Source organism: Pseudomonas sp. TE3786 (assembly GCF_054057335.1).
Genome location: NZ_JBSRZF010000001.1, coordinates 161,485 through 187,186, shown reverse-complemented (window position 1 = coordinate 187,186; position 25,702 = coordinate 161,485). Strand labels below are relative to the sequence as shown.

Below are 25,702 nucleotides of genomic sequence, written 5' to 3'. Positions count from 1 at the left end.
GTTGCCGGAAGCAGGCTTGCCCTGCTCCCGTTGTTCAGAGTCCGTCAGTTCACCCAGACGCGGGCATTGCGGAACATGCGCATCCAGCCGCCGTCCTCGTCCCACTCTTCCGGTTTCCAGGAGTTCTGCACGGCGCGGAATACCCGCTCCGGGTGCGGCATCATGATGGTCACGCGGCCGTCGCGGCTGGTCAGACCGGTGATACCACGCGGCGAACCGTTAGGGTTGGCCGGGTAGTTCTCGGTGACCTTGCCGTGGTTGTCGATAAAGCGCAGCGACACACAACCGGACAGATCCGCTTCCAGCAAGGCTTCCTCGCTTTCGAACTCGGCATGGCCTTCACCGTGGGCGATGGCGATCGGCATCCGCGAACCGGCCATATCACGCAGGAAGATCGACGCCGATTCCTGCACCTGAACCATGGCCACCCGCGCTTCGAACTGCTCGGAACGGTTACGCACGAAGTGCGGCCAGAACTCGCTGCCCGGAATCAGCTCGTGCAGGTTGGACATCATCTGGCAACCGTTGCACACGCCGAGGGTGAAGCTGTCCTTGCGCTCGAAGAAGGCGCTGAAGGCATCGCGGGCACGGCTGTTGAACAGCACCGACTTGGCCCAGCCTTCACCGGCACCCAGCACGTCGCCGTAGGAGAAGCCACCGCAGGCCACCAGGCCTTTGAACTCTTCCAGGCTGACGCGACCGGCGAGGATATCGCTCATATGCACGTCGATGGCGTTGAAGCCGGCGCGGTCGAAGGCCGCGGCCATTTCCACCTGGCCGTTGACACCCTGCTCACGCAGCACCGCCACTTGCGGACGAACGTTTTTCTTGATGTAGGGCGCGGCGATGTCCTGGTTGACGTCAAAGCCCAGTTTCACGTTCAAACCCGGGTTGGCTTCGTCCAGCAGCACATCGAATTCCTGCTCGGCGCACTCGACGTTGTCGCGCAGGCGCTGCACCTGATAACTGGTGGCCGCCCACTCACGCTGCAACATACGGCGCTCGCCGGTGAAGGCCGGCTGACCGTTGAAGCTGATGTTCACTTCGGCGTTGTTCAGCGGCTGACCGATCACGGCCACGCAATCGCCCAGACCGGCTGCGCTGAATTGCGCCAGCACTTCCGGGGTCGCGTCCTGACGCACCTGGATTACCGCGCCCAACTCTTCGTTGAACAGCACGGCGGCCAGTTCTTCGCGGCTGTGGGCCACGGTGTCGAGGACGATGTTCAGGCCGCAGTGACCGGCAAAGGCCATTTCCAGCACGCTGACCAACAGACCACCGTCGGAGCGGTCGTGGTAGGCCAGCAGGCTGCCGTCGGCATTCAAGCCCTGGATCACGGCGAAGAAGGCCTTGAGGTCTTCAGCGTCGTCGACGTCCGGCGCCTGGCGTGCCAATTGGCCGTACACCTGGGCCAGGATCGAGGCACCCATGCGGTTCTGGCCGCGACCGAGGTCGATCAGAATCAGGTCAGTCTCGCCCTTGTCCATGCGCAGTTGCGGGGTCAGGGTTTTACGCACGTCGAGTACCGGGGCGAAGCCGGTGACGATCAGCGACAGCGGCGAGGTCACGCTCTTGTCGGTGCCCTCTTCGCTCCAGCGGGTTTTCATCGACATCGAGTCTTTGCCGACCGGAATGGTGATACCCAGCTCCGGGCACAGCTCCATACCGACCGCTTTCACGGTGTCGTACAGACGGGCGTCTTCACCGGGGTGACCAGCAGCGGACATCCAGTTGGCCGACAGTTTGATGTCGGAAATCTTGCCAATGCGCGACGCGGCGATGTTGGTCAGGGTTTCGCCAATCGCCATACGGCCGGAAGCCGGGGCGTTGAGCAAGGCCAGCGGCGTGCGCTCACCCATGGCCATGGCTTCGCCGGTATACACGTCGAAGCTGGTGGTGGTGACGGCGCAGTCGGCCACCGGCACTTGCCACGGGCCAACCATCTGGTCGCGGGCAACCAGACCGGTAATGGTGCGGTCACCGATGGTGATCAGGAAGCTTTTGCTGGCCACGGCCGGGTGATGCAGCACACGGGTCACGGCTTCTTTGAGGTCGAGGCTGGCGGCGTCGAAATCATCGCCCAGCTCGGCTTCACGCACCGCCGAACGGTGCATGCGTGGAGCCTTGCCCAGCAGAACCTCCAGCGGCATATCGACGGCGTTGTTGCCGAAATGGCTGTCGGCCACGGTCAGTTGTGGTTCGGCCAGGGCTTCACCGACCACGGCAAACGGGCAGCGCTCGCGCTCGCAGATGGCGTTGAAGGTTTCAAAGTCGGCGGCATCGACGGCCAGTACATACCGTTCCTGGGACTCGTTGCACCAGATTTCGTGCGGGGCCATGCCCGGTTCGTCGTTCGGAACGGCGCGCAGTTCGAAGCGGCCGCCGCGGCCGCCGTCGTTGACCAGTTCCGGGAAGGCGTTGGACAAACCGCCCGCGCCGACATCGTGGATAAAGCTGATGGGGTTCTTGTCACCCAGCTGCCAGCAGCGGTCGATCACTTCCTGGCAACGGCGCTCCATTTCCGGGTTTTCCCGTTGTACGGAGGCGAAGTCGAGGTCGGCAGAGCTGGCACCGGTGGCCATCGACGAGGCAGCACCGCCGCCCAGGCCGATCAGCATGGCCGGGCCACCGAGCACGATCAGCTTGGAGCCGACGGTGATCTCGGCTTTTTGTACGTGTTCAGCGCGGATGTTGCCCATACCACCGGCAAGCATGATCGGCTTGTGGTAACCGCGCACTTCGTCGCCGTGGGGGGTGCTGATTTTTTGCTCGAAGGTACGGAAGTACCCGGTGAGGGCCGGACGACCGAATTCGTTGTTGAACGCGGCACCGCCGAGCGGGCCTTCGATCATGATGTCCAGCGCAGTCACGATGCGCTCAGGCTTGCCGTATGGGGTTTCCCACGGTTGTTCGAAGCCTGGGATCTGCAGGTTGGACACGGTGAAACCGGTCAGGCCGGCTTTGGGCTTGGCACCGCGACCGGTGGCACCTTCGTCGCGAATCTCGCCACCGGAACCGGTGGACGCACCGGGGAATGGGGCGATGGCGGTCGGGTGGTTATGGGTTTCCACCTTCATCAGGATATGCACCGGCTCTTGCACCGCGCCGTACTGGCGGGTTTCCGAGTTCGGGAAGAAGCGCCCGGCGACCGAACCTTCGATTACGGCGGCGTTGTCTTTATAAGCCGACAACACACCTTCGCCGTGCATCTGGAAGGTGTTCTTGATCATGCCGAACAGGCTTTTTTCCTGATTCTCGCCGTCGATATCCCAGCTGGCATTGAAGATCTTGTGGCGGCAATGCTCGGAGTTGGCCTGGGCGAACATCATCAGTTCGATGTCGTGCGGGTTGCGCCCCAGTTTTACGAAGGCGGCGACCAGATAATCGATTTCGTCGTCGGCCAGGGCCAGACCGAGGTCGCTGTTGGCTTTTTCCAGCGCGGCGCGACCACCGTTCAATACGTCAACAGCGGTCAGCGGCTTGGGCTGGGCGTGGCTGAACAGCCCTGCGGCCTGTTCCAGATCGCCCAGCACCAGCTGGGTCATGCGGTCGTGCAACGCGGCGGCAACCAGCTCGGCGTCAGCGTCGCTGAGCGTACCAGCCACGTAATAGGCGATGCCGCGCTCCAGACGCTGGATCTTCGCCAGGCCGCAGTTGCGAGCGATATCGCTGGCCTTGCTGGACCACGGGGAGATGGTGCCGAAACGCGGCAGCACCAGGAACAGACGGCCGCTTGGCTCTTGCACCGGCACACTCGGGCCGTACTTGAGCAAGCGGGCGAGCACTTTCTCTTCGTCGCCGTTGAGCAGACCGGTCACCTCGGCAAAGTGGGCAAACTCGGCGTACACCGCTGTAACAGCGGGGACTTTGGCAGTCAGTTGCTCGAGTAACTTGCCGTGGCGGAAGGCAGAAAGGGCAGGAGCGCCGCGCAGGATCAACATCTCGGGGAAAGCCTCGGGAAGGGGAATGCTTTGAGGCCGTGCATTCTAACCCAAAGCTCCCGCCAAGGCACTCGTGACGGGGACCCAGTCGACAGTTTTGCGCTAGCAGAGAAGCTCCCCGGCTGTCGAGATATGGCGACCTCAGCGCTTTGCGTATACTCCGCCGATGCTTGCACACACGACGCTGCGCACACGCCCCCATAAATGGTTGGCGGCGACTGCCATTCTTATGCTGCTCTGGGGCTGTAGCGAGCCTCAGCCGACGGCCCTTGAGCGCATCCAGAAGGATGGCGTGCTGCGGGTGCTCACCCGTAACAGCCCAGCCACTTACTTTCAGGACCGCAATGGCGAAACCGGCTTCGAGTACGAACTGGTCAAACGCTTCGCCGATGACCTGGGTGTCGAGCTGAAGATCGAGACCGCCGATAACCTCGACGAAATCTTTTCCCGCCTCAATCAGGAAAACGGCCCGGCCCTGGCCGCCGCCGGTCTGGTCAGCAGCCAGGGGCGAATGAACCAGGCGCGCTTCTCCCAGCCATACCTGGAAGTCACCCCACAGATCATCTACCGCAATGGCGAAAACCGCCCGACCCGCCCGGAAGATCTGCTCAACAAACGTATCCTGGTGCTCAAGGGCAGCAGCCACGCCGAGCAACTGGCGACGCTCAAGGCGCAACTCCCCGAGCTGCAATATGAGGAGTCGGATGCGGTGGAGATCGTCGACCTGCTGCGCATGGTCGACGAAGGGCAGATCGACCTGACCCTGGTGGACTCCAACGAACTGGCGATGAACCAGGTGTACTTCCCCAATGTGCGCGTAGCCTTCGACTTCGGCGACGCCAACACCCTGGGCTGGGCCTTTCCACCGGGTACCGATGACAGCCTGGTGAAAGAGGTCAACGCCTTTCTTGAGCGGGTGAAGATCAATGGCGTGCTGCAACGCCTGAAAGACCGCTACTACGGCCATGTCGATGTTCTGGGTTACGTCGGTGCCTACACCTTTGCCAAACACTTGCAGCAACGCCTGCCGCGCTACGAGCAGCACTTCCGCCAGAACGGCAAGACCTATGAACTGGACTGGCGCCTGCTGGCGGCCATCGGTTACCAGGAGTCGCTGTGGCAACCCAACGCCACCTCGAAGACTGGCGTGCGCGGCCTGATGATGCTGACCCAGAACACCGCCGAAGCCATGGGCGTATCCAACCGCCTGGACCCCAAACAGAGCATTAACGGCGGCAGCAAATACTTCGCCTCGATCCTGGAAAATCTGGCCCCCGAGCTGGCAGAGCCGGACCGTACCTGGTTTGCCCTGGCCGCTTACAACATCGGCATCGCGCATCTGGGCGACGCACGCAAGTTGGCGGAAGCAGAAGGCCTGGACCCGAACAAGTGGCTGAACGTGAAAACCATGCTGCCGCGCCTGTCGCAGAAGCAGTGGTACAGCAAGACCAAATACGGCTATGCCCGTGGCGGCGAAACCGTGCATTTCGTGCAGAACATCCGCCGCTACTACGACATCCTCACCTGGGTAACCCAGCCGCAACTGGAAGGCGGGCAGATGGCCGAAGGCAACCTGCATATTCCAAGCATCGACAAGCGCAAGCCGGACGACAGCGGCCCCGCGGCGTTGTAGAACAAGAGCATCGCGGCTGAAGCCGCTCCTACGGATTGTGCGATCTCGTAGGAGCGGCTTCAGCCGCGATGTTTTTTAATCTGGCTTCGCTCGGCGCTGCTTGAAGAACTCACTGAGCACCGCACTGCACTCCTCCGCCAACACCCCGCCCTCCACCAGCACCCGGTGGTTGAGAAAGATCTGGTCAAAGAACTTGCCGCGGCTTTGCACGATACCGGCCTTGGGCTCGGTGGCGCCAAATACCACGCGGTTGACCCGCGCATGCACCAGCAGCCCGGCGCACATGCTGCACGGTTCCAGGGTGACGTACAGGGTGCTGCCCGGCAGCCGGTAGTTTTCCACCGCACCGGCAGCGGCCCGAATGGCGACCATCTCGGCATGGGCGCTGGGGTCGTGCGTGGTGATCGGGCAGTTGAAGCCGCGGCCGATCACCTGCCCCTCCTGCACCAGCACCGCACCCACCGGCACCTCTCCCAGGCTGGCACCTTGGGCGGCGAGCGTGAGGGCCTCGCGCATAAAGTGCGAGTCCTGGCTGCGGTCGATGATCTGCGGTTTTCTCATCGTTTACTCAACAAGAATCGAGGCCATCAGGCCGGTTTCCATATGGTCGATGACATGGCAATGGAACATCCACACCCCTGGGTTATCCGCCACCAGGGCGACCCGTGCATTCTCGTTCTTGCCCAGCAAGTAGGTGTCCGTGAAGTACGGAATGATTTTCTTGCGGTCCGAGCTCAGCACTTTAAAGCTCATGCCGTGCAGATGGATGGGGTGCTGGTACTGAGCCATGTTGCGGAACTCAAGGATATAACTCTGCCCCAGTTTCATCTTGGCGAGGGGCCGGTCGGCACAGGTCTTGTCGTTGATATCCCAGGCCTTGCCGTTGATTTGCCAGAAGGCCGGCGCGCGGCCATTGGTGGTCACCGACACGGCACCCACCCATTCGAACTTGAAGTCCAGCACTTCGGCATTTTGCAAATCCGGCTCGGCAATCGGGTTGGCCGGAATCTGTGGCGGCCAGTCGCTCGCTGCTGCCTCTTCGCTGGCTACCGAACGCAAGGTGGCCAGCCGCACCGGCCCGTTGCGCAGCGGCAACTCGACGCCAGCTTCCGGCACTTTGATCGCCAGGCACAAACGCATACCCGGACCGATCCAGTACTCCTTGCCGAACGGCCGCGGCTCGATCGGGTTGCCGTCCAGCGCGTACAGGCGCGCGTCGGCACCCGGCAGATTGAGGCGATAGGTCACGGTGTTGTCGAGGTTGAAAATGCGCAGACGAACGATCTGCCCGGCCGGCAAGTCGATGGTCGGCAAGTGCTCGGCATTGATCGTCGAATAGCTGCCGGCGGTACCGCCACGCGCCGCTTCACGGGGAATGCTGAATGGCGTAAAGGCACCCTCGGCATCGATATGCCAGGTCTTCAGACTGAGCGAGCGCTCGTGCTTGAAACCGGTCGGCTCACGCTCCTCCACCACCAGCGGACCGACCAGGCCATGGCCCAGCTGCTCACTGCTCAACACATGGGGGTGGTACCAGTAGTTGCCGGCGTCCGGCGTCTTGAACTGATAGTCGAAATACTCGCCGGGCAATACCGGCAGCTGCGACACATAGGGCACACCATCCATTTCCAGCGGCAGGCGGATGCCATGCCAGTGGATGGTGGTGGGCTCGCTGAGCTTGTTGATAAAGCGCACCCGCAGCCACTCACCCTGACGGCTACGCAACTCGACGCCCGGTGCCGAACCGTTATACGCCCAGGCCGGTGTCTTGTGGCCCGCCACCAGCTCCAGATCCATGGGTGCAGCGATCAACTCGTAATCATGGGTAGTGCTACCCAATGGCCGTCCCAGCCAATAACGAACTCCACCGGCAGAAAAGCCCACCGCAGTCAAACCGAGCAGGCCACCGAGAATTTGTCGACGCGTAAAAGACATGGGTACAGACACCTCTAGATAGGGGACTTTCTAGAACAACACGCTGGCCCATCAGGCTTGAAGTTTTGATAGCCGGTCTCTGACGGACCGGCTTGCGGGACGAGTCCCTAGTCGTCGACCAGGCGGCGTTGCGTCCTCGCTTTAATGCTCACGTACTACAGTACGCTGCGCTTAAAGCTGCGGGGCGCCTTGCCTGGTCTTAGCCTAGGAACTCTCGGGGGAACTCACTCCCACTCGATGGTTGCTGGCGGCTTGCTGCTCACATCGTAAGTAACGCGGGAAATGCCTTCGATCTCGTTAATGATCCGGCCGCTCACCGTTTCCAACAGTTCATACGGCAGATGCGCCCAACGAGCAGTCATGAAGTCGATGGTTTCCACCGCGCGCAGGGCCACGACCCAGGCGTAACGGCGGCCATCGCCAACCACGCCGACGGATTTCACCGGCTGGAACACCACGAATGCCTGGCTGACTTTGTGGTACCAGTCGGCTTTGCGCAGTTCTTCGATAAAGATGTGGTCGGCGCGACGCAGCAGGTCGGCGTATTCCTTTTTCACTTCACCGAGAATCCGCACACCCAGGCCCGGGCCGGGGAATGGGTGGCGGTAGACCATGTCGTACGGCAGGCCGAGTTCCAGACCCAGGCGACGAACTTCGTCCTTGAACAGTTCGCGCAGCGGCTCGACCAGTTTCAGGTTCATTTCTTCCGGCAGGCCACCGACGTTGTGGTGCGACTTGATCACGTGGGCCTTGCCGCTTTTGGCGCCAGCCGACTCGATTACGTCCGGGTAGATGGTGCCCTGGGCGAGGTACTTGATGTTGTCCAGCTTGCAGGACTCGGCATCGAATACGTCGATAAAGGTACGGCCGATGATTTTGCGCTTTTTCTCCGGGTCGGCTTCGCCGGCCAGGTTGCCCAGGAACTGCTCTTCGGCGTTGGCGCGAATCACTTTGACGCCCATGTTCTCGGCGAACATGGCCATCACTTGCTCGCCTTCGTGCAGGCGCAGCAGGCCGTTGTCGACGAAGACGCAGGTCAGTTGGTCGCCGATGGCTTTGTGCAGCAGCGCGGCAACTACCGAGGAATCGACGCCGCCGGACAGGCCCAGCAGCACGTTATCGGTACCCACCTGGGCGCGCACCTGAGCGATGGCGTCTTCGGCGATTTTCGACGGGGTCCACAGTGCTTCGCAGCCGCAGATGTCGAGGATGAAACGGGAGAGGATGCGACCGCCCTGTTTGGTGTGGGTCACTTCCGGGTGGAATTGCACGCCGTAGTAACGGCGGTCATCGTTGAACATGCCGGCAATCGGGCAGCTCGGGGTGCTGGCCAGGATGTGGAAGTCTTCCGGCATCTTGGTGACCTTGTCACCGTGGCTCATCCACACATCGAGACCGAACAGGCCATCGGCATCCACGTGGTCTTCGATGCCGTCCAGCAGGCGGCTTTTGCCGACCACGTCGACGCGGGCATAACCGAATTCACGCAGCTCGGAGCCTTCCACCTTGCCGCCCAGTTGCTCGGCCATGGTCTGCATGCCGTAGCAGATACCGAAAACCGGCACGCCAAGGTCGAACACCGCCTGCGGGCAACGCGGGCTGTCGGCAACGTGAACCGACTCTGGGCCGCCAGCGAGAATCACGCCCTTGGGCGCGAATTCGCGAATCGCTTCATCGTCCATGTCGAACGGGTGCAGCTCGCAGTACACACCGATCTCGCGCACGCGGCGGGCGATCAGCTGGGTGTACTGGGAACCGAAGTCGAGGATCAGGATGCGGTGAGCGTGAATATCGAGGGCCATGATTCAGTCTCGTCTAAGTCAATCAGTAACAGTCGTGATTCAGAAACAACTCGGGGCTGAATAAAACAGCCCCGGTTGCTTAACGATTTGCTTAAAGCCTCACCCTACTCGGTAGTTAGGGGCTTCTTTAGTGATTTGAACGTCGTGTACGTGCGACTCGGCCATGCCTGCACCAGTGATCCGTACGAACTCAGGTTCGGTACGCATCTGCTCGATGGTGGCGCAGCCGGTGTAGCCCATCGAAGCACGCAGGCCACCCATCAGTTGATGGATGATCGCCGCCAGTGGGCCTTTGTATGGCACACGGCCTTCGATGCCTTCCGGTACCAGCTTCTCGGCACCAGCGGCGGAGTCCTGGAAATAACGGTCGGAGGAACCTTGGGTCTGTGCCATGGCGCCCAGCGAACCCATGCCACGGTAGGCCTTGTACGAGCGGCCCTGGAACAGTTCGACTTCGCCTGGCGCTTCTTCAGTACCGGCGAACATCGAGCCCATCATCACGCAGGAGGCACCAGCCACGATGGCCTTGGACAGGTCACCGGAGAAACGGATGCCGCCATCGGCAATCAACGGTACGCCGGTACCTTCAAGGGCAGCAGCAACGTTGGAAACGGCGGAGATTTGCGGAACGCCTACACCGGCCACGATACGGGTGGTGCAGATCGAGCCTGGGCCGATACCGACTTTCACCGCGTCAGCGCCGGCGTCGGCCAGGGCCTTGGCAGCAGCGCCGGTGGCGATGTTGCCGCCGATGACCTGCACTTGCGGGAAGTTCTGTTTAACCCAACGCACGCGGTCGATCACGCCTTTGGAGTGACCGTGGGCAGTATCGACCACCACCACGTCAACGCCGGCAGCGACCAGTGCGGTCACGCGATCACCAGTGTCAGCACCGGTACCTACAGCAGCACCCACGCGCAGACGACCTTGGTCATCCTTGCTGGCGAAGGGGTAAGCCTTGGCTTTTTCGATGTCGTTGACGGTCATCATGCCTTTGAGGTTGAAGGCTTCGTCGACGATCAGCACGCGCTCGATGCGGTGCTTGTGCAGCAGCTCGCGAGCTTCTTGCTTGTCGGCACCTTCGCGGACGGTGACCAGACGCTCTTTGGGGGTCATCACGTCGCGGACTTTGGCATCCAGACGGCTTTCGAAACGCACGTCACGGGAAGTGACGATGCCGACCAGGTCGCCGTCGTGCAGCACCGGCACGCCGGAAATGTTGTTCTGACGGGTCAGATCGAACAGGTCACGTACGGTGGCATCGGCTTCGATGGTGATCGGATCTTTCACTACACCAGACTCGAAGCGCTTCACTTTGCGCACTTCGGCAGCCTGCTGCTCGATGGTCATGTTCTTGTGGATGATGCCGATGCCGCCTTCCTGGGCCATGGCAATGGCCAGACGGGACTCGGTCACGGTATCCATCGCTGCGGAAATCAGCGGGATGTTCAGTTCGATACCACGGGTCAGTCGAGTTTTAAGGCTGACGTCTTTGGGCAGAACTTCGGAATAACCTGGAATTAGAAGGACGTCGTCGAAGGTTAGAGCTTCTTGACTGATACGCAGCATGGCGGGGGCTCCCGGACGGGAAAATGGAAGCGCGCCATTATACCCACGCGGGTACTTGGGCTCAATGCAAAAGGTTAATTAGATCGATCAGGGTTTTCTCCGTTTTCTGTAGGAGCAGCTTCAGCCGCGAAAAAGGGTCGCTTTTATGCAAAGCATCGCGGCTGAAGCCACTCCTACGAGATCAAGGACAATCTACGGTTACTTGGCGGACCGGATAACCCAATCGCTCCCCAAACTCTTCTATAAAGGACGGCTTGAACCCCGCCTCGCCCCAGTTATTGAAGATAAAGCCCAGATTGGAAAAGCCGCAGGGCTGCAAAAACAGAAAGCCATTGATGTCATCTTCAAAGCCGCACAGCGGGCAGGTGAAGTTGTCGCTGACCTTGGGCATCCACTCGTCCAGGCTGTCGAACAGTGCCTCGCCGACTTCCTTGCGGCACTGCGGGCAGCCGGCTTCTTCGAGAAAGCCCTGGGTCGGGGTAAAGATGCAGCGCCGGGTCACCACTTCCAAGCCATTTACCGGACGCTTGAACGGCAGCAGCTCCGGGCGCAGCACAACACGCTTGGCCCCCGGAGCGATGGCGTAGGCCATACGGTTGCCGGTACGCCCGCAAGTGCTCAACTCGGCCTGGACGATATCGCGTTGCACCAGCCAACGCAGAATCAGGCGCGCCCGCGCTTCATGGTTGGGGAAAGTGGAAATCTGCGGCACCAGAATATGTTGTTGCTCTGCCATGACCGGCTCCAAACCGAAACAGCCGGCAGTTTAACAGGCCAGGGCTTGGGCTCGACGCGCCTAAGCCTCTATCATGCCCGCCATGATCAACGACCCGTTCCAACGCCTCGGTCTCGACCGCGAAGTACTTACCGTCAGCCAGCTCAACGGCCGCGCCCGTGTATTGCTGGAGGATGTGTTCAGCAATATCTGGGTGGAAGGTGAAATCTCCAACCTGGCCAAGCCCGCCTCCGGGCATGTGTATTTCACCCTCAAAGACAGCAACGCCCAGGTGCGCTGCGCGCTGTTCCGGCAGAACGCCGCCCGTGTGCGTCAGGCATTGCGCGATGGCCTGGCGGTGAAGGTGCGCGGCAAGGTGTCGCTGTTTGAAGGCCGGGGCGACTACCAGTTGATCCTCGACAGCGTCGAGCCCGCCGGCGATGGTGCCCTGCGTCTGGCATTCGAGGCGTTAAAGGAAAAGCTCAGCAACGAAGGCCTGTTCGCCGCCGAAAACAAAATCGTCCTACCCGCACACCCTCAGCGCATTGGCGTCGTCAGCTCGCCCACTGGCGCGGTGATTCGCGACATTATCAGTGTGTTCCGCCGCCGCGCGCCGCAGATCCAGCTGACCCTGATCCCCACTGCCGTGCAGGGCCGTGAGGCCACCGGGCAGATTGTCCGCGCTCTGCAGATTGCCGACCGGCAAGGCTTCGACGCGCTGATCCTGGCCCGTGGCGGCGGTTCGCTGGAAGACCTCTGGTGCTTTAACGAAGAGCTGGTGGCCCGTGCCATCGCCGCCTGCCAGACGCCGATCATCAGCGCCGTCGGCCATGAAACCGATGTATCGATCAGTGATTTCGTCGCCGACGTGCGCGCCCCTACGCCCTCCGCCGCTGCCGAGCTGCTGGCCCCGGATGCCAATGAACTGGTGCAGCGCCTGAATAGTCTGCATCGCCGCCTGGTGCTGCGGATGCACAACCGCATCGAGCGCGAACGCCTGCGTCTGGAGGGCATCAGCCGCCGCCTGCGTCACCCTGGCGAGCGCCTGCGTCAGCAAGCACAACGCCTGGACGATCTGGATATGCGTCTGCGCCGTGCCTTCGAACGCAGTCTGCAACAACGACAGGAACGGCTCGCCCGTCTGGATATGCGCCTGGCTGGGCAACATCCCGGGCGCGCCCTGGCCTTGCTACGCCAACGCCTGGATAGCCTCAGCGAACGCTTGCCACGGGCCATGCGCGAAACCCTGAAAGACCGCCGCCAGCAGCTGCAAGCCCAGGCGCAAACCCTGAATGCCTTTAGTCCCTTGGCCACCCTGGGACGCGGCTACAGCATCCTGCTCGATGAGCGCGGCAAAGCCATTCGCAGCGCGGCACAGACCCGACCCGGGCAACGCCTGAAGGCGCGGCTGGGTGAAGGCGAGCTGGAGGTACGGGTGGAAGACAATCACCTGACCCCAGTAACCCTATCGCTGCTGGACTGATTTCCCTCTTTATATAGGCGTCCACCATGCGTGTGCTGTTGTCCTTGCTGCTCTGCCTTGCCCTTCCCGTCCACGCCGACAGCTATCTCAGCCGCTTGCTGAACAAGCCGGTACCCGGTGGGGTGGCAGTGATCGACCTCGGCCCCGGCACCGGCACGCCTACCGCCAGCTACCAGGGCAAACCGGTGTTGGTGGTGCATGAACAAGGGCAACGCTGGCTGGCGATTGTCGGCCTGCCGCTGACCAGCAAGGCCGGCGCGCAAAGCATTGTCGCCAAGGATGGCAGCGGCAGCCGTACCCTCGGTTTCAAGGTGGGCAGCAAGCGCTACGCCGAACAGCGCATCACCCTGAAGAACCAGCGCCAGGTCAATCCGAACCCGGCCGATCTCAAGCGCATCGACAAGGAACTGGCCGAACAGACCCGCGCCTACCAAAGCTTCAGCCCGGGCACACCGAGCAATCTGCTACTCGACAAACCGGTCAACGGGCCACTCTCCAGCCGCTTTGGCGTGCGACGCTTCTTCAATGGCGAAGAACGCAACCCGCATTCGGGCCTGGACTTCGCCGTGGGCGCCGGCACAGCGATCAAGACCCCGGCGGCCGGCAAGGTAATTCTCATCGGCAACTATTTCTTTAACGGCAACACGGTATTTGTCGACCATGGCCAGGGCTTTATCAGCATGTTCTGCCATATGTCGAAGATCGACGTGAAGCTCGGCCAGCAGTTGCCACGCGGCGCTGTAGTGGGCAAGGTCGGCGCAACCGGTCGTGCCACCGGGCCGCATATGCACTGGAATATCAGCTTGAATGATGCACGGGTGGACCCGGCGATTTTTATCGGTGCCTTTGAGCCGTAGAGACGGCGTGGAATAGATCAAAATAATCGCGGTTGAAGCCCCTCCCACAGGCAACCACGTTCTCTCTGGGAGGGGCTTCAGCCGCGAGCTTTTGATTTTAATGCCCTACAGATACAACCTAGCCCCAGGCATTAACCGCACCACAGGACGACGATAACCATGGAACAGCAGTACGACACCGCCCTGCAGTGGCTAGCGCGCTTTCCCTATCTGTACAGCCTGCTGTCGCTGATTCTGCTGCTCGTCGCCGCGTGGCTGGCCAACTGGCTGATCAAGCGCGTGCTGGTGCGCGGCTTCTACCGTTTTCTGCGCGCCACCCACCTGGGCCAGGACAAAGCCCTGGCCCGCTCGCACATCATTGCCCGCCTGGCCAATGTGGTGCCGGCGCTGATTCTGGCCAATGGCGTAGAACTGATCCCCGACCTGCCGCACGCGTTGATTACGGTGACGCGCAATGTCTGCGGTGCCTTTATCGTGCTGACCATTGCCCTGGCCCTGAGCGGCACGCTGACCCTGGCCAATTCGTTTTACGAGCGCCGCCCCGACGCCCACCTGCGGCCCCTCAAGGGCTACTTCCAGGTGGTGAAGATCGTTATCTACGCCATCGCCACCGTGTTGATGATCGCCACCCTGGTGGACCGCTCGCCGCTGATTCTGCTCTCTGGCCTTGGTGCCATGGCCGCGGTGCTGTTGCTGATTTTTCAGGACACTTTGTTGTCGCTGGTGGCCAGCGTGCAGATTTCCTCCAATGACATCATCCGCGTCGGCGACTGGGTGGAGATGCCCCAGCTGAACGCGGATGGCGACGTGATCGATATCGCCCTGCACACGGTAAAAGTGCAGAACTGGGACAAGACCATCACCACTATCCCGACCAAACGCTTTATCAGCGACTCGTTCAAAAACTGGCGCGGCATGCAGGAAGCAGGCGGCCGGCGGATCAAGCGCAGCCTGCATCTGGATCAGAACAGCGTGCACTTTCTCAGCCCTGAAGAAATCGAGCACCTGCGCCAGTTCAAGCTGCTGGCACCGTACCTGAAGAGCAAGGAAAGCGAGCTGATGAGCTGGAACAGTCAGCTGGAGGAACCGTTGCGGGTGGCGTTGAACACCCGGCGCGTCACCAATATCGGCACCTTCCGCGCCTATGTGGAGAACTATCTGCGCCAGCACCAGGGCATTCGCCAGGACATGACCCTGCTGGTGCGCCAGCTCAGCCCCCTGGCCGACGGCCTGCCGCTGGAGCTGTATTGCTTTACCAACACCACGGCCTGGGTGCCGTACGAAGCCATTCAGTCGGACATCTTCGACCATATGCTGGCGATTCTTCCGGAGTTTGGTTTGCGGGTATTCCAGCACCCCAGTGGTGCGGATATGCGTGCGTACCAAGCCGAACGCAGCCCCGCTCCGTAGGGCGGATATCGCCACGGGCGATATCCGCCGGTTCGCCAATCGACCGCCTCGGCGGCATTCGCCCTACACCCCGCGCAATATTTGTAAGCTTTGCGGAAATTCGAGACAACTTTCTCTCCGCAAACCGGCCATCACGCTACAAATCACCAAATTTTCAGCAAGCCTTGCCATATTCAACCCAAGCAAATAGGGTTAACCGCATGAAAACGTCCCATACCCTCATTCTGCTGCGCCAACACGCCTGCCTGTGCCTGGTCAGTCCGCGACTGCAAAGCTGACTGCTCACCTCGCCCCGCACTACTCTTTAGCTACAGCAGTTTCACCGGTCGGCCACCCTCATCTGGCCACGCTACTTAAAGGACTTCGCCATGAGCATGCTCAAAGATCCATCGAACAAATACCGCGCCTTCACCCCGATCAACATTCCCGACCGCACCTGGCCGAGCAAGGTGATCGACAAGGCGCCGATCTGGCTGAGCACCGACCTGCGTGATGGCAACCAATCGCTGATCGAGCCGATGGATGCCGACAAGAAAATGCGTTTCTTCAAGACCCTGCTGGCCGTGGGCTTGAAGGAAATCGAAGTGGGCTTTCCGTCCGCTTCGCAAACCGACTTCGACTTCGTCCGCGAGCTGATCGAAGGCGGCCATATTCCCGATGACGTCACCATCCAGGTACTGACCCAGGCCCGTGAAGACCTGATCGAGCGCACCTTCGAATCGCTCAAGGGCGCCAAGAAAGCCATCGTTCACTACTACAACGCCTGCGCGCCGAGCTTCCGCCGCATCGTCTTCAACCAGGACAAGAACGGCGTAAAAGAAATCGCCGTGCATGCCGGGCAGATCATCAAGCGCCTGGCCGACGCTGCGCCGCAAACCCAGTGGGGTTTCGAGTATTCGCCGGAAGTATTCAGCTCCACTGAAATCGATTTCTCGGTGGAGGTGTGCAACGCGGTGATCGCGGTGTTCCAGCCGACCCCGGCCAAACCGCTGATTCTCAACCTGCCGGCAACCATCGAAAACGCCACGCCGAACAACTATGCCGACCAGATCGAATGGTTCTGCCGTCATGTCGATCGGCGTGACAGCGTGCTGATCAGCCTGCACACCCACAATGACCGTGGCACCGGCGTAGCCGCCACCGAGCTGGGCCTGATGGCCGGCGCCGACCGCGTGGAAGGCTGCCTGTTCGGCAACGGCGAGCGCACCGGCAACGTCTGCCTGGTGACCGTGGCGCTGAACCTCTACACCCAGGGCATCGACCCACAGCTGGACTTCTCCGACATCGATACCGTGCGCAAGGTGGTGGAAGACTGCAACCAGTTGCCGGTACACCCGCGTCACCCCTATGTCGGCGATCTGGTCCACACCGCGTTCTCCGGCTCGCACCAGGATGCAATCCGCAAGGGCTTCGCCCAGCAGAAAGAAGACGGCGTTTGGGAAGTGCCATACCTGCCAATCGACCCGGCCGATATCGGCCGCAGCTACGAGGCGGTGATTCGCGTCAACAGCCAGTCGGGCAAAGGCGGCATCACCTTCCTGCTCGAACAGGAATACGGCATCAGCCTGCCACGGCGCATGCAAATCGAATTCAGCCAAGTGGTGCAGAAGGAAACCGACCGCCTCGGCCTGGAAATGACCGCCGAGCAGATCTACGGCCTGTTGCAGAACGAGTACCTGCAAGCGGCCAGCCCCTATGTGCTGAAAAGCCATCGCCTGCAGGAAGAAAACGGCATCTGCAACGTTGACATCGATGTCAGCGTCAGCGGTGAACTGCGGCGCAAACACGGCACCGGCAAAGGTCCGCTGGAAGCGCTGGTGGCCGCCTTGCCACAGAACCTGGAAATCATCGACTACCACGAGCACGCCATCGGTGCCGGTGCCAATGCCAAAGCCGCGGCCTATATCGAAGTGCGCCTGAATGGTGGGCGTCCGGTGTTTGGCGTCGGCATCGACGAAAACATCACCACCGCCAGCTTCCGTGCCTTGTTCAGCGCCCTTAACCGCGCCTTGAAACAGGCCGAGGAAAACACTCAGGCGGCGTGATTGTCAGCAGCAACACCCAAGGGGCGCCCGGCAACGAGCGCCCCTTTTTTATGCCCGGAAACTCGTAGGAGCGGCTTCAGCCGCGATGCTTCTGATCGGAAAAGCATCGCGGCTGAAGCCGCTCCTACGGGCCCTTGATTTGTACCAACCCCCATACAAAACACCAACCAAACCGATACCCGCAGACATTCTGGCAATACAAAGGCTCCGCAAACTCGCGCCTCCATTTCCTACTTTCGTGAAGCCTATGTCTGTATCGGCTGATGTCACTGTTGCCGCGATTTACCGCAGACGCCCCAAGGCACAAGGCGCTTTCTCCCTAGTGGAGCTGCTGGTGGTGGTGGTGTTGCTGGCGATATTCGCCGCCATCGCCATTCCCAGTTTTACCCGCCTGACCCATAGCAACCAGGCCCTGGCCGCCGCCAATGAACTCTACGGGGTGCTGCAGTACGCCCGCAGCGAAGCCCTGAGCCGTGGCCGCGGAGTCACCGTGAGCGTATCTGCCAGCGACGCCTGGGCCGGTGAAATCACCGTGAAAGCCGGCAGTGAAACCCTGCGCCATTACGCCAAGGGCCTGTTCGGCAACGCCAGCGCCAGCAGCTCGCTGGCGGCCATGACCTTCTGCCCGGGCTTTCTTGCCGCCAGCACCTGCAGTAACGGCGCGCTCAGCAGTCCGCCGACCCTCACCGTGGGCTATGCCGACGACAGCTCGGTGACCACCCGCACAATCAAGGTACTTGCCAGTGGCCAGATCACCCGCCCCGCCATCAGCCAATAAACCCTCTCCCCGCGCCATGGCCGGCTTCAGCATGATCGAAGTGCTGATCGGCCTGTTGGTGATGTGCATCGGCGTGCTTGGCATGGTGTCGCTGCAGACCCACGGCTTGCAGCTGTCGCAAAGTGCCAACCAGCGTAGTACGGCAGTGATGCTGGCCGAGGATCTGGTGGAGATGATGCGCAGCAACCCCAGCGCCGCGCTTAACGCCGCCAAGCTGTTCAGCAATACCTCCGGCTACTACAAAGCCGCCGGCAGCGAGTTCGCCAGCAGCAGCGTAGCCAACTGCACCAGCCTCGACCGCAGCGCCGGCGGCAATACCGTTGCCAGCCAGGATCTGGGCTGCTGGCTGCAGGAAGTGCAAAGCCTGCTGCCGGTCACCAGCGGGCTGCTCAAGGGCAACTTCACCATCTGCCCGAGCAAAAAGGAAAACAGCTGCAGCAGCGGTTCCAGCTCGGTGGTGATGATCCAATTGGCCTGGCAGGACAAGAGCGGCGACTGTACTGACAACGTTTGCTACTACCGTCTGCGAGCCGAACTATGAACCTGCACCCTGCCCGTCAGCGCGGGTTGTCGTTGATCGAGCTGATGGTGGCGATGCTGATCAGCACCTTTATGATCCTCGGCACCACGCAGATCTACATCGATAACCAGCGCACCTACCAGTTCCAGCAGGGCCAGAGCAGCAACCAGAATCTCGGGCGGATGATTCAGTTGCTGCTTGATCAGCAGTTGGCGCGCACCGGTTATCGGGCAACGCCAAAAGGCAATCCAGGCCTGGGTACAGCGTTTCCAGCCATTGCCAGCAGCAATGGCTGCCCCGCATTCGCCCTGGGTGAAACCTTGCTGGCCAGCAGCGACGGCAATGGCGTGTGCTTCCGTTACCAAGGCGCATCGGACGGTGCCGACATCAACTGCCTGGGCAAAAAGATCAGCGCCGGGGTCAACGTGCTCAGCCGCATCAGCTTCGTCAGCAGCACCACGGCAGGCGCAGGCAGCCTTGTCTGCGCGATAGATGGCAGCAGCATCACGCTGCTGGATGGCTTGGCGGATTTCATGTTGTTCGCCGTCCCAGGCAGTAAAGGCAACAGCCAGGCTGTGCGTTACGCCGCGTTGTTTTCAAGCAGCAAAACGTTACGCGACGGTGTCGCCACCAGCGTGCTGGATCAGTGGAAGAGCCTGAGCGGCAAGACCCGAACGGCCGACCAATACCTCTACCAGATCAGCCAGGGCAGCGTCGCTCTGAGGAACCTGATGCCATGAAGCACCACCCACATCAACAACAGGGGGCGGCGCTGCTGGTCGCGCTGATCATGCTGCTGATCATCACCATGCTGGCGGTGTCATCACTGCGCGAAAGCGTCCTGCAAAACCGCCTGAGCGGTACGTTCTCGGAACGTCAGCAAGCCGCCAACGCCGCCGAGTCGGCGCTACGTGAAGGGGAGCGGCGTCTGCAAGCACTCGGTAACGCCAGCAATGTGGATAGCGGCAATGCCGACTGCGCCGCCAGTGTGATTGCCTTGAGCAGCCTGGTCAGCAACCTCTGCGTGCTCTCCAAGGATCTTTTCGCCGACAGCAGCGCAGCCGGCAAAGATTGGTGGACGGCCAACACCTATGCCATCGACTACAGCGGCTCCGATGGCGAGTCCGGCTTTCCCACCACCCCACGCTGGAACACAGCCTATATCGGTACTTCCACCACTAACCTGGCGGACCTGATGCAAGGCCGTGGCACGTTCTATTACCGCGTCAGCGCATCGGCAAGAGCTGATGGCAAGCGCTTCCCGGTCGTTCGCCAAAGTGTTTACAGGATCGACATCCAATGAAGAACCCACGCCATAGCCGCCTGCTGGTTGGCTTGTTGTTGGCATTCGCCTCGCTGTACGCCAGCAACGCGCCGGCCACCGCGCTGAACCTCAGCCAGCTACCGCTGTTTGTCACCGAAGGGGTGGCACCGAACATTATGGTGACCATCGATAACTCGGGGAGCATGAAGTGGGCGTTCGCGCCGGACACCATGAACCCCACCACGGGTTCGACCTACTACGGCTACACCGCCGAGCAAGTACGTACCAGCCGCCGGGCCAAATCGGCGGCGTTCAACCCGCTGTACTACAACCCGGCGGTTACCTACACCGCGCCCTACAGCGTCACCTACAGCAGCGGCACGACCACTACCACGCCGCTGACCACCAGCTTTAGCGCCGCCTACGTCAACGGCTTCAAAACCGCACGCGGCAGTCTCAACCTGTCCAGCGGCTATATGGTCAGCTGGGATTACGACACCAGCCGCGGCACCACGGCGGCTTCGAGCAGCAACTCGACCTACTGGTCGTATAGCAACTACGCCAGTTATTCCAGCCCGGACAAGGTCTTCTACCTGGCGGCCAACCCGTCCTCCGACTTCGGCTCGACCACCACCACCACCACCAGCACCGCCTCGAGCAGCGCTGCTACCAGCTACAGCACCAGCACCACCTCCACCAGTTCGCAGAGCATCAGCAGCGGTGGCTCCTACAAAGTCACCAAGTCCGGCAGCACCTGCACAGTAAGTTTCACCAACCCCAGTTCGTCATCGACCACCGATACCACAACCGATAGCACCACCAGCGCCACCAGCAAGGTCGTGACCACCACCACCGTGACTTACACGGCCGGTACCTGCACCCTGAAAACCAGCGGCAGCACCTCCACCTACACGGTGTCTGCAACCAAGACCACTGGCACCAGCGCCGTCACCACGGTGACCACCGTGGACCGCACCAAGCTGGCCGTGCCGGCGTACTACTACGTGTATAACAGCGCCCTGTCCGGCTGTACCGCCAGCATCCACGATGACAACTGCTACAAGCTGGTCACCGTCAGCACGACCTCGGGCACCGGCGGCACGGATGAGCGGCAGAACTTCGCCAACTGGTACAGCTTCTACCGCAACCGCGAGTTGGCCACCCAGTCGGCGGCCAACCTGGCATTTTCCGAACTGTCTGCCGATACCCGTTTGAGTTGGCAGGCCCTGGGCACCAGCGACACCTGCATCACCAGCACTTCGTACTTGAGCAGCTACAACTGTCGGGGCCTGGATAGCAGCAGCACCAGCACCTACGACAACCGCCTGGGCGACTTCTCCGGTAGCCACCGCGCGCAGTTTTTCACCTGGCTGGGGGACATCTACTTCAACCAGAGCACACCGCTGCTGGGTGCCATCGACCGGGTCGGCACCCTGCTGACTGCTACGGGTAAATACGGGCCTTATGCCAAGGTGATCGGCAGCACCGAAGCGCCGGTGTACGCCTGCCGCGCCAGCTACAGCATCACCCTCACCGACGGCATCTGGAACACCGCAGGCACCCATGGTGAATACGACAACAGCAGCCGAAGCCTGCCCGACGGCACCAGTTACAGCCCGGTTGCGCCCTTCAAAGACAGCACCAGCAACACCCTTGCGGACCTGGCTTTCAAGTACTGGGCCACTGACGCACAAACTACTGTGGCCAACGAAGTGCCGACCTACACCAAGGAAAGCGGCAGCGGCCAGTACTGGAACCCGAAGAATGACCCGGCCAACTGGCAGCACATGGTCAGCTACTTTGTCGGCCTGGGCCTGACCAACACGCTGACCAACCCGGCCTGGGGTGGCGACACCTATTCCGGCGATTACAGCGCCCTGGTAGCAGGCACCAAGAGCTGGCCAGCGGCCTCCTCGGGCAGCGCCAACAACGTCTATGACATGTGGCACGCGGCGATCAACTCGCGCGGCGAATTCTTCAGCGCCGATAGCCCGGACAGCCTGCTCACCGCCCTGCAAAGCATCGTTACGCGCATCAACGAAACCAGCGTAGCCAGCGCCGGGCAGACCGTCGGCTCGCCCTTGGCAGACACTGCTTTCACCACCAGCAACAGCTATATCCCGAGCTTTTCCAGCGAGGACTGGAGCGGCAAGCTGATCAAATACACCCAGACCAGTACCGACAAAACCCAGGTATGGGATGCGCAAACCGTACTGGACAGCACCTATCCCAAAGGCAATAGCGCCTACGCCAATCGGCCGATCTACATCGCCGGCGGCACGGCCAGTAGCGGCCTGCAGAGCTTTACCTGGGCCAACCTCAGCGCCGCGCAACAGACCACCTTGAACAAGGCCCTGAACAGCACCATTGACAGTAACGGCAGCAAACGCCTGGACTGGCTGCGTGGCGATCGCAGCAACGAAGGCAGCCTGCTGCGCAGCCGCAGCCATATCCTGGGTGACATCGTCGATTCCACGCCCGCTCTGGTCACTACCCCGAAGGCGCTGGCAGCGTTGATGAACAGCCTCAATGGCGACACCAGCTACAGCACCTTCAAAAGCAAATGGGCGAGCCGCGCCACACGCATCTATGTGGGTGCCAACGACGGCATGCTGCATGCCTTCGATGACAACGGAAACGAGACCTTCGCCTTTATCCCCAGCGCCGTGCTGAGCAACCTCTACAAACTCGCGGACGGCGATTACACCGGCAGCAATCACCAGTACTACGTCGACGGTTCACCCGTGGTGTCCGAGGCCTACTTCGACAATGCCTGGCACACCGTTCTGGTGGGTACCTTACGTGGTGGCGGCCGGGCGATGTTCGCGCTGGATGTCAGCGACCCCAGCAATATCAAACTGCTCTGGGAGAAGAGCTTCAGCGACAGCGACTATGCCGAGATGGGCTACACCTTCAGCAAGCCGGTAATCGCCCGACTGCACACCGGCGATTGGGCCGTGATTGCCGCCAATGGCTATAACGCTGCCAACGACAAAGCCGCGCTGTATGTGATGAGCGTGAAGAACGGCAGCCTGATCAAAGCACTGACCGTTAGCGACGGCGTCAGCACTGCCAATGGCCTGTCCACGCCTTATGTCGCCGATATGGATGGCGACCTGATTGCCGACTACGTCTATGCCGGCGACCTGCACGGCAATATGTGGCGCTTCGACCTGATCGGCAGCGGTGGTGCGCTGACCAGCACGGCGATCAACAGCAACTTTGCCGTGGCTTTTGCCGGCAAGCCGCTGTACACCGCCACGGCGGCCTCCTCGACCAGTAGCAGTACGGTCCAGCCGATTGTCGCCAGCCCCTATGTGGTCGCCCATCCGTCAGGTGTGGGTCATATCGTCGTGTTCGGCACGGGCAAGTACCTGGAATCCAGCGATGCCGCTGCTGACACCACTAAAGCCATGACCCTGTATGGCATCTGGGATACCCAGACCGCCGGCGAGAGCACCAACAGCACACCGACCCTGAGCCGCAGCAAGCTGCAGCAACAAACCTTCGGCAACAGCACCAGCATCACCTATACCGCCAGCGACGGTACCAAGGTCACCACTGATGCCAATAGCTTGTCGAACAATGCCGTCACTTGGTACGACAACACAGGTGCCATCAAGCAATACGGCTGGTACCTCGACCTGCCGCAAACCGGTGAAATGGTGGTGACTGCACCATTGAGCTACAGCAGCAGTGTGATCATCACCTCGCTGGCCCCCGACGACGACCCCTGCCAAAGCGGCGCACAAACGTTTTTTACCCTGCTGGATCCGACCACTGGCGGACTCTCCAGCGACGTACTGGAACTCGGCCTAGCGGACGCCTTCTCCCACCTGCAGTACAACGGCCTGATCGGCGGAGCCAGTACCAGCACATTGGAAGGCGTCACCAATCTGGAGGGCAGCAATTCGGATGATCACGGCGTCTTGCTCTCCGGCACCACCAACCAACGGCAAAGCTGGCGCGACGTGCGCCTGCAGGAATAAACATGCAGAAGTCGGAACGAGGTTTCACCCTGGTGGAGCTGATGGTGACGGTGGTGATCCTGTCGATTCTCGCCGCCATCGCCATCCCCAGTTACACCCGCTACGTCACTCGCGCGCACCGCAGTGAGGCGCAGGCCCTGCTCAATGAAGCGGCGGCCCGGGAGGAGCGTTACTACGCGCAGAACAACGCCTTCACCAGCACCGTCACCAACCTCGGCCTGCGCAGCAGCAGCGGGCTTAGCGACAACGGTTACTACCAGCTGAGCATCAGCACCAGCGACGACACCCAGGGCGGCTACCTGCTTAGCGCCACACCGCAAGGGAGCCAGGCCAAAGACACCGAGTGCGGGACAATGAAGTTGAATGCATTGGGGGAACGCAGCGTGACTGGCAGCGATAGCAGCGCCTGCTGGAAATAACACGGCCCGTTTGGGAAGGGCGCAGGTTGGATTGAGCCCAACAATCTACACGCGCAGCCCGCACCCTGTTGGGCTTCGCCTGCGGCGGAGCCCAACCTCCTCCCCTCAATGACCCGCGCCCCAACAAAAAGCCCCGCACTGGCGGGGCTTTTTGTTGGGGCAGGCTTATTACCGCGCGTTGATCTGCTGCTGCAGGTTCTGCACCTGGCTTTGCAGGGTGCTGATATTGCGCGTCATCTGCGCGCGAAAGGCGTCGAACTCACTGGTGTTGGTCGCCGCGGCAGCCGGACGGTTTTCCTGTTCGCTTTTGAGCACCAGCAGGTCCTGTTCCAGACGGCCGATGGCGACGTTGGGGTTGCCTTGTTTCTTCAGCGCGTCGATATCAGCGGCCAGGCTTTTCAGCTGCGCGTCGATCTTGCTGGTGTCGCCTTGGGCAGCCTTGAGGGCGGCCTGGTCGGCGACCACAGTCTTCAATTTGTTATCGAAAAGCCCGGTAGCGTCTTGCTGGGTTTTCAGGTCGGCGGCCAGTTGCTCATCACGCTTGCCCTGGTCGGCCTGTTTGCTGCTCAGGGTTTGCAGTTGTTTGCTCAGGTCGGCGACTTTGCTTTCCAGCCCCTTTACTTGCAACCGCAGGGCTTCGCTGCCGCTGGTGACGTTCGATTCAGTGGCCACCACCTTGCCGGAAATATCCTGAATGCGCCCGGCGGCATCTTCGCTGATGCGCGCGAAGCTTTCCTGGGTGGCGACCAGTTGCTGGCTCATCAGATCGATCTGTTGATGACTCCACCAACCGAGCACGCCGAAGGCGATCATCAAGGCGGCCACCAGGGTCCACAGCGGCGCGGTGCCGGGGCCTTTGGTTTTTACCGGGGGGGCGGCGTAACCACGGTCTATCGGCGCATGGCGGCCGTGGTCGTGGTGATCCGCGGAGAACTCGTGATCGCGTGCGTCCGTGGTCAGGCTGGGGACGTTGTCCAGTTCATCGAGAGCGTCGTTACGCATGGTTCAACCTATAGGGCACGCAGTGAAAGGGTAGCTATTCAGTCAAGCAACATACTGCAACAGCAGGGCACGCAGTATACCGAGCGCAACGGCGACGCCCAATGGTGCATAGCGCACCGCGCAGGCGCGTGTAAAGCACCCGAGACAGCCATCGACCGCCTGTAGAGCGCCCAGTTCCGGGTTTTGTGAGCTGGTACAGCATTTGCTTTAAGCGAAACGGGGAGTAACAGAGCGTGCAGACCGGTCCGAACCGGCAAGCGCGAGGGCCACAGAGCCTGGTTACTCAAGCCCGAAAACAGCGCCTGACCCGCGCAAGCGTTTTCGTACTCAGGCTTCGCTT

General features: G+C 61.2%; 18 protein-coding genes. 11 read left to right on the top strand and 7 right to left on the bottom strand.

Annotated elements, in window-relative coordinates; genetic code table 11:
- Positions 1–44 precede the first annotated feature (44 nt).
- The gene (gene purL, locus ACVW0Y_RS00830) at positions 45–3,941 is read right to left on the bottom strand and encodes a phosphoribosylformylglycinamidine synthase (protein ID WP_457435408.1); all 3,897 of its coding nucleotides are present in this window, start codon (positions 3,939–3,941) and stop codon (positions 45–47) included.
- A 166-nt stretch (positions 3,942–4,107) separates the two neighbouring features.
- Here purL and mltF point away from each other — a divergent pair, with 166 nt between their 5' ends.
- Complete coding sequence (gene mltF / locus ACVW0Y_RS00825) at positions 4,108–5,574, top strand: membrane-bound lytic murein transglycosylase MltF (protein ID WP_457435407.1); 1,467 nt, start codon at positions 4,108–4,110, stop codon at positions 5,572–5,574.
- Between the two features lie 75 nt (positions 5,575–5,649).
- Here the strand turns inward: mltF and tadA are convergent, their stop codons facing one another.
- The 5 genes from tadA to ACVW0Y_RS00800 all read right to left on the bottom strand — a co-directional run bounded on the left by tadA (position 5,650) and on the right by ACVW0Y_RS00800 (position 11,616).
- Positions 5,650–6,135: a tRNA adenosine(34) deaminase TadA gene (gene tadA / locus ACVW0Y_RS00820; protein ID WP_457435405.1), complete on the bottom strand. Its 486-nt coding sequence runs from the start codon at positions 6,133–6,135 to the stop codon at positions 5,650–5,652.
- Between the two features lie 3 nt (positions 6,136–6,138).
- On the bottom strand, positions 6,139–7,509 hold the full coding sequence (locus ACVW0Y_RS00815; protein ID WP_457435404.1) for a multicopper oxidase family protein: 1,371 nt from the start codon (positions 7,507–7,509) through the stop codon (positions 6,139–6,141).
- Positions 7,510–7,733: 224 nt separating this feature from the next.
- Positions 7,734–9,311: a glutamine-hydrolyzing GMP synthase gene (guaA, locus tag ACVW0Y_RS00810; protein WP_108095793.1), complete on the bottom strand. Its 1,578-nt coding sequence runs from the start codon at positions 9,309–9,311 to the stop codon at positions 7,734–7,736.
- Between the two features lie 99 nt (positions 9,312–9,410).
- Positions 9,411–10,880 (bottom strand): IMP dehydrogenase, encoded by a 1,470-nt coding sequence (guaB, locus tag ACVW0Y_RS00805; protein ID WP_457435402.1) that lies wholly within the window; start codon positions 10,878–10,880, stop codon positions 9,411–9,413.
- 181 nt (positions 10,881–11,061) lie between these two features.
- On the bottom strand, positions 11,062–11,616 hold the full coding sequence (locus ACVW0Y_RS00800; protein WP_457435399.1) for a sugar ABC transporter ATPase: 555 nt from the start codon (positions 11,614–11,616) through the stop codon (positions 11,062–11,064).
- An 82-nt stretch (positions 11,617–11,698) separates the two neighbouring features.
- Here ACVW0Y_RS00800 and xseA point away from each other — a divergent pair, with 82 nt between their 5' ends.
- From xseA to ACVW0Y_RS00750, 10 genes are all read left to right on the top strand, one after another.
- Positions 11,699–13,078, top strand: a complete 1,380-nt coding sequence (gene xseA / locus ACVW0Y_RS00795; RefSeq protein ID WP_457435819.1) for an exodeoxyribonuclease VII large subunit — start codon at positions 11,699–11,701, stop codon at positions 13,076–13,078.
- Positions 13,079–13,104: 26 nt separating this feature from the next.
- Positions 13,105–13,935: a peptidoglycan DD-metalloendopeptidase family protein gene (locus tag ACVW0Y_RS00790; RefSeq protein WP_457435398.1), complete on the top strand. Its 831-nt coding sequence runs from the start codon at positions 13,105–13,107 to the stop codon at positions 13,933–13,935.
- Positions 13,936–14,094: 159 nt separating this feature from the next.
- The gene (locus tag ACVW0Y_RS00785) at positions 14,095–15,345 is read left to right on the top strand and encodes a mechanosensitive ion channel family protein (protein WP_457435397.1); all 1,251 of its coding nucleotides are present in this window, start codon (positions 14,095–14,097) and stop codon (positions 15,343–15,345) included.
- A gap of 368 nt (positions 15,346–15,713) precedes the next feature.
- Positions 15,714–17,390 carry a 2-isopropylmalate synthase gene (gene leuA / locus ACVW0Y_RS00780; RefSeq protein ID WP_457435396.1) on the top strand — a complete coding sequence of 559 codons (1,677 nt, stop codon included), beginning with the start codon at positions 15,714–15,716 and terminating at the stop codon, positions 17,388–17,390.
- A gap of 247 nt (positions 17,391–17,637) precedes the next feature.
- On the top strand, positions 17,638–18,168 hold the full coding sequence (locus ACVW0Y_RS00775) for a GspH/FimT family pseudopilin (protein WP_457435395.1): 531 nt from the start codon (positions 17,638–17,640) through the stop codon (positions 18,166–18,168).
- A complete protein-coding gene (gene pilV, locus ACVW0Y_RS00770) occupies positions 18,134–18,709 on the top strand; it encodes a type IV pilus modification protein PilV (RefSeq protein ID WP_457435394.1) in 576 nt (191 codons plus the stop codon). Before ACVW0Y_RS00775 ends, pilV begins: the two co-directional genes overlap by 35 nt.
- On the top strand, positions 18,706–19,428 hold the full coding sequence (locus ACVW0Y_RS00765) for a PilW family protein (RefSeq protein WP_457435393.1): 723 nt from the start codon (positions 18,706–18,708) through the stop codon (positions 19,426–19,428). The genes pilV and ACVW0Y_RS00765 overlap by 4 nt, the downstream gene beginning before the upstream one ends.
- Positions 19,425–19,991 carry a pilus assembly PilX family protein gene (locus ACVW0Y_RS00760; protein WP_457435392.1) on the top strand — a complete coding sequence of 189 codons (567 nt, stop codon included), beginning with the start codon at positions 19,425–19,427 and terminating at the stop codon, positions 19,989–19,991. Before ACVW0Y_RS00765 ends, ACVW0Y_RS00760 begins: the two co-directional genes overlap by 4 nt.
- Positions 19,988–23,941: a pilus assembly protein gene (locus ACVW0Y_RS00755; protein ID WP_457435390.1), complete on the top strand. Its 3,954-nt coding sequence runs from the start codon at positions 19,988–19,990 to the stop codon at positions 23,939–23,941. Before ACVW0Y_RS00760 ends, ACVW0Y_RS00755 begins: the two co-directional genes overlap by 4 nt.
- Positions 23,942–23,943: 2 nt before the next feature.
- A complete protein-coding gene (locus ACVW0Y_RS00750) occupies positions 23,944–24,360 on the top strand; it encodes a type IV pilin protein (RefSeq protein WP_457435388.1) in 417 nt (138 codons plus the stop codon).
- A gap of 168 nt (positions 24,361–24,528) precedes the next feature.
- Here ACVW0Y_RS00750 and ACVW0Y_RS00745 read toward each other — a convergent pair whose 3' ends face one another.
- The gene (locus tag ACVW0Y_RS00745; RefSeq protein ID WP_457435387.1) at positions 24,529–25,362 is read right to left on the bottom strand and encodes an ATPase; all 834 of its coding nucleotides are present in this window, start codon (positions 25,360–25,362) and stop codon (positions 24,529–24,531) included.
- Positions 25,363–25,702 lie beyond the last annotated feature (340 nt).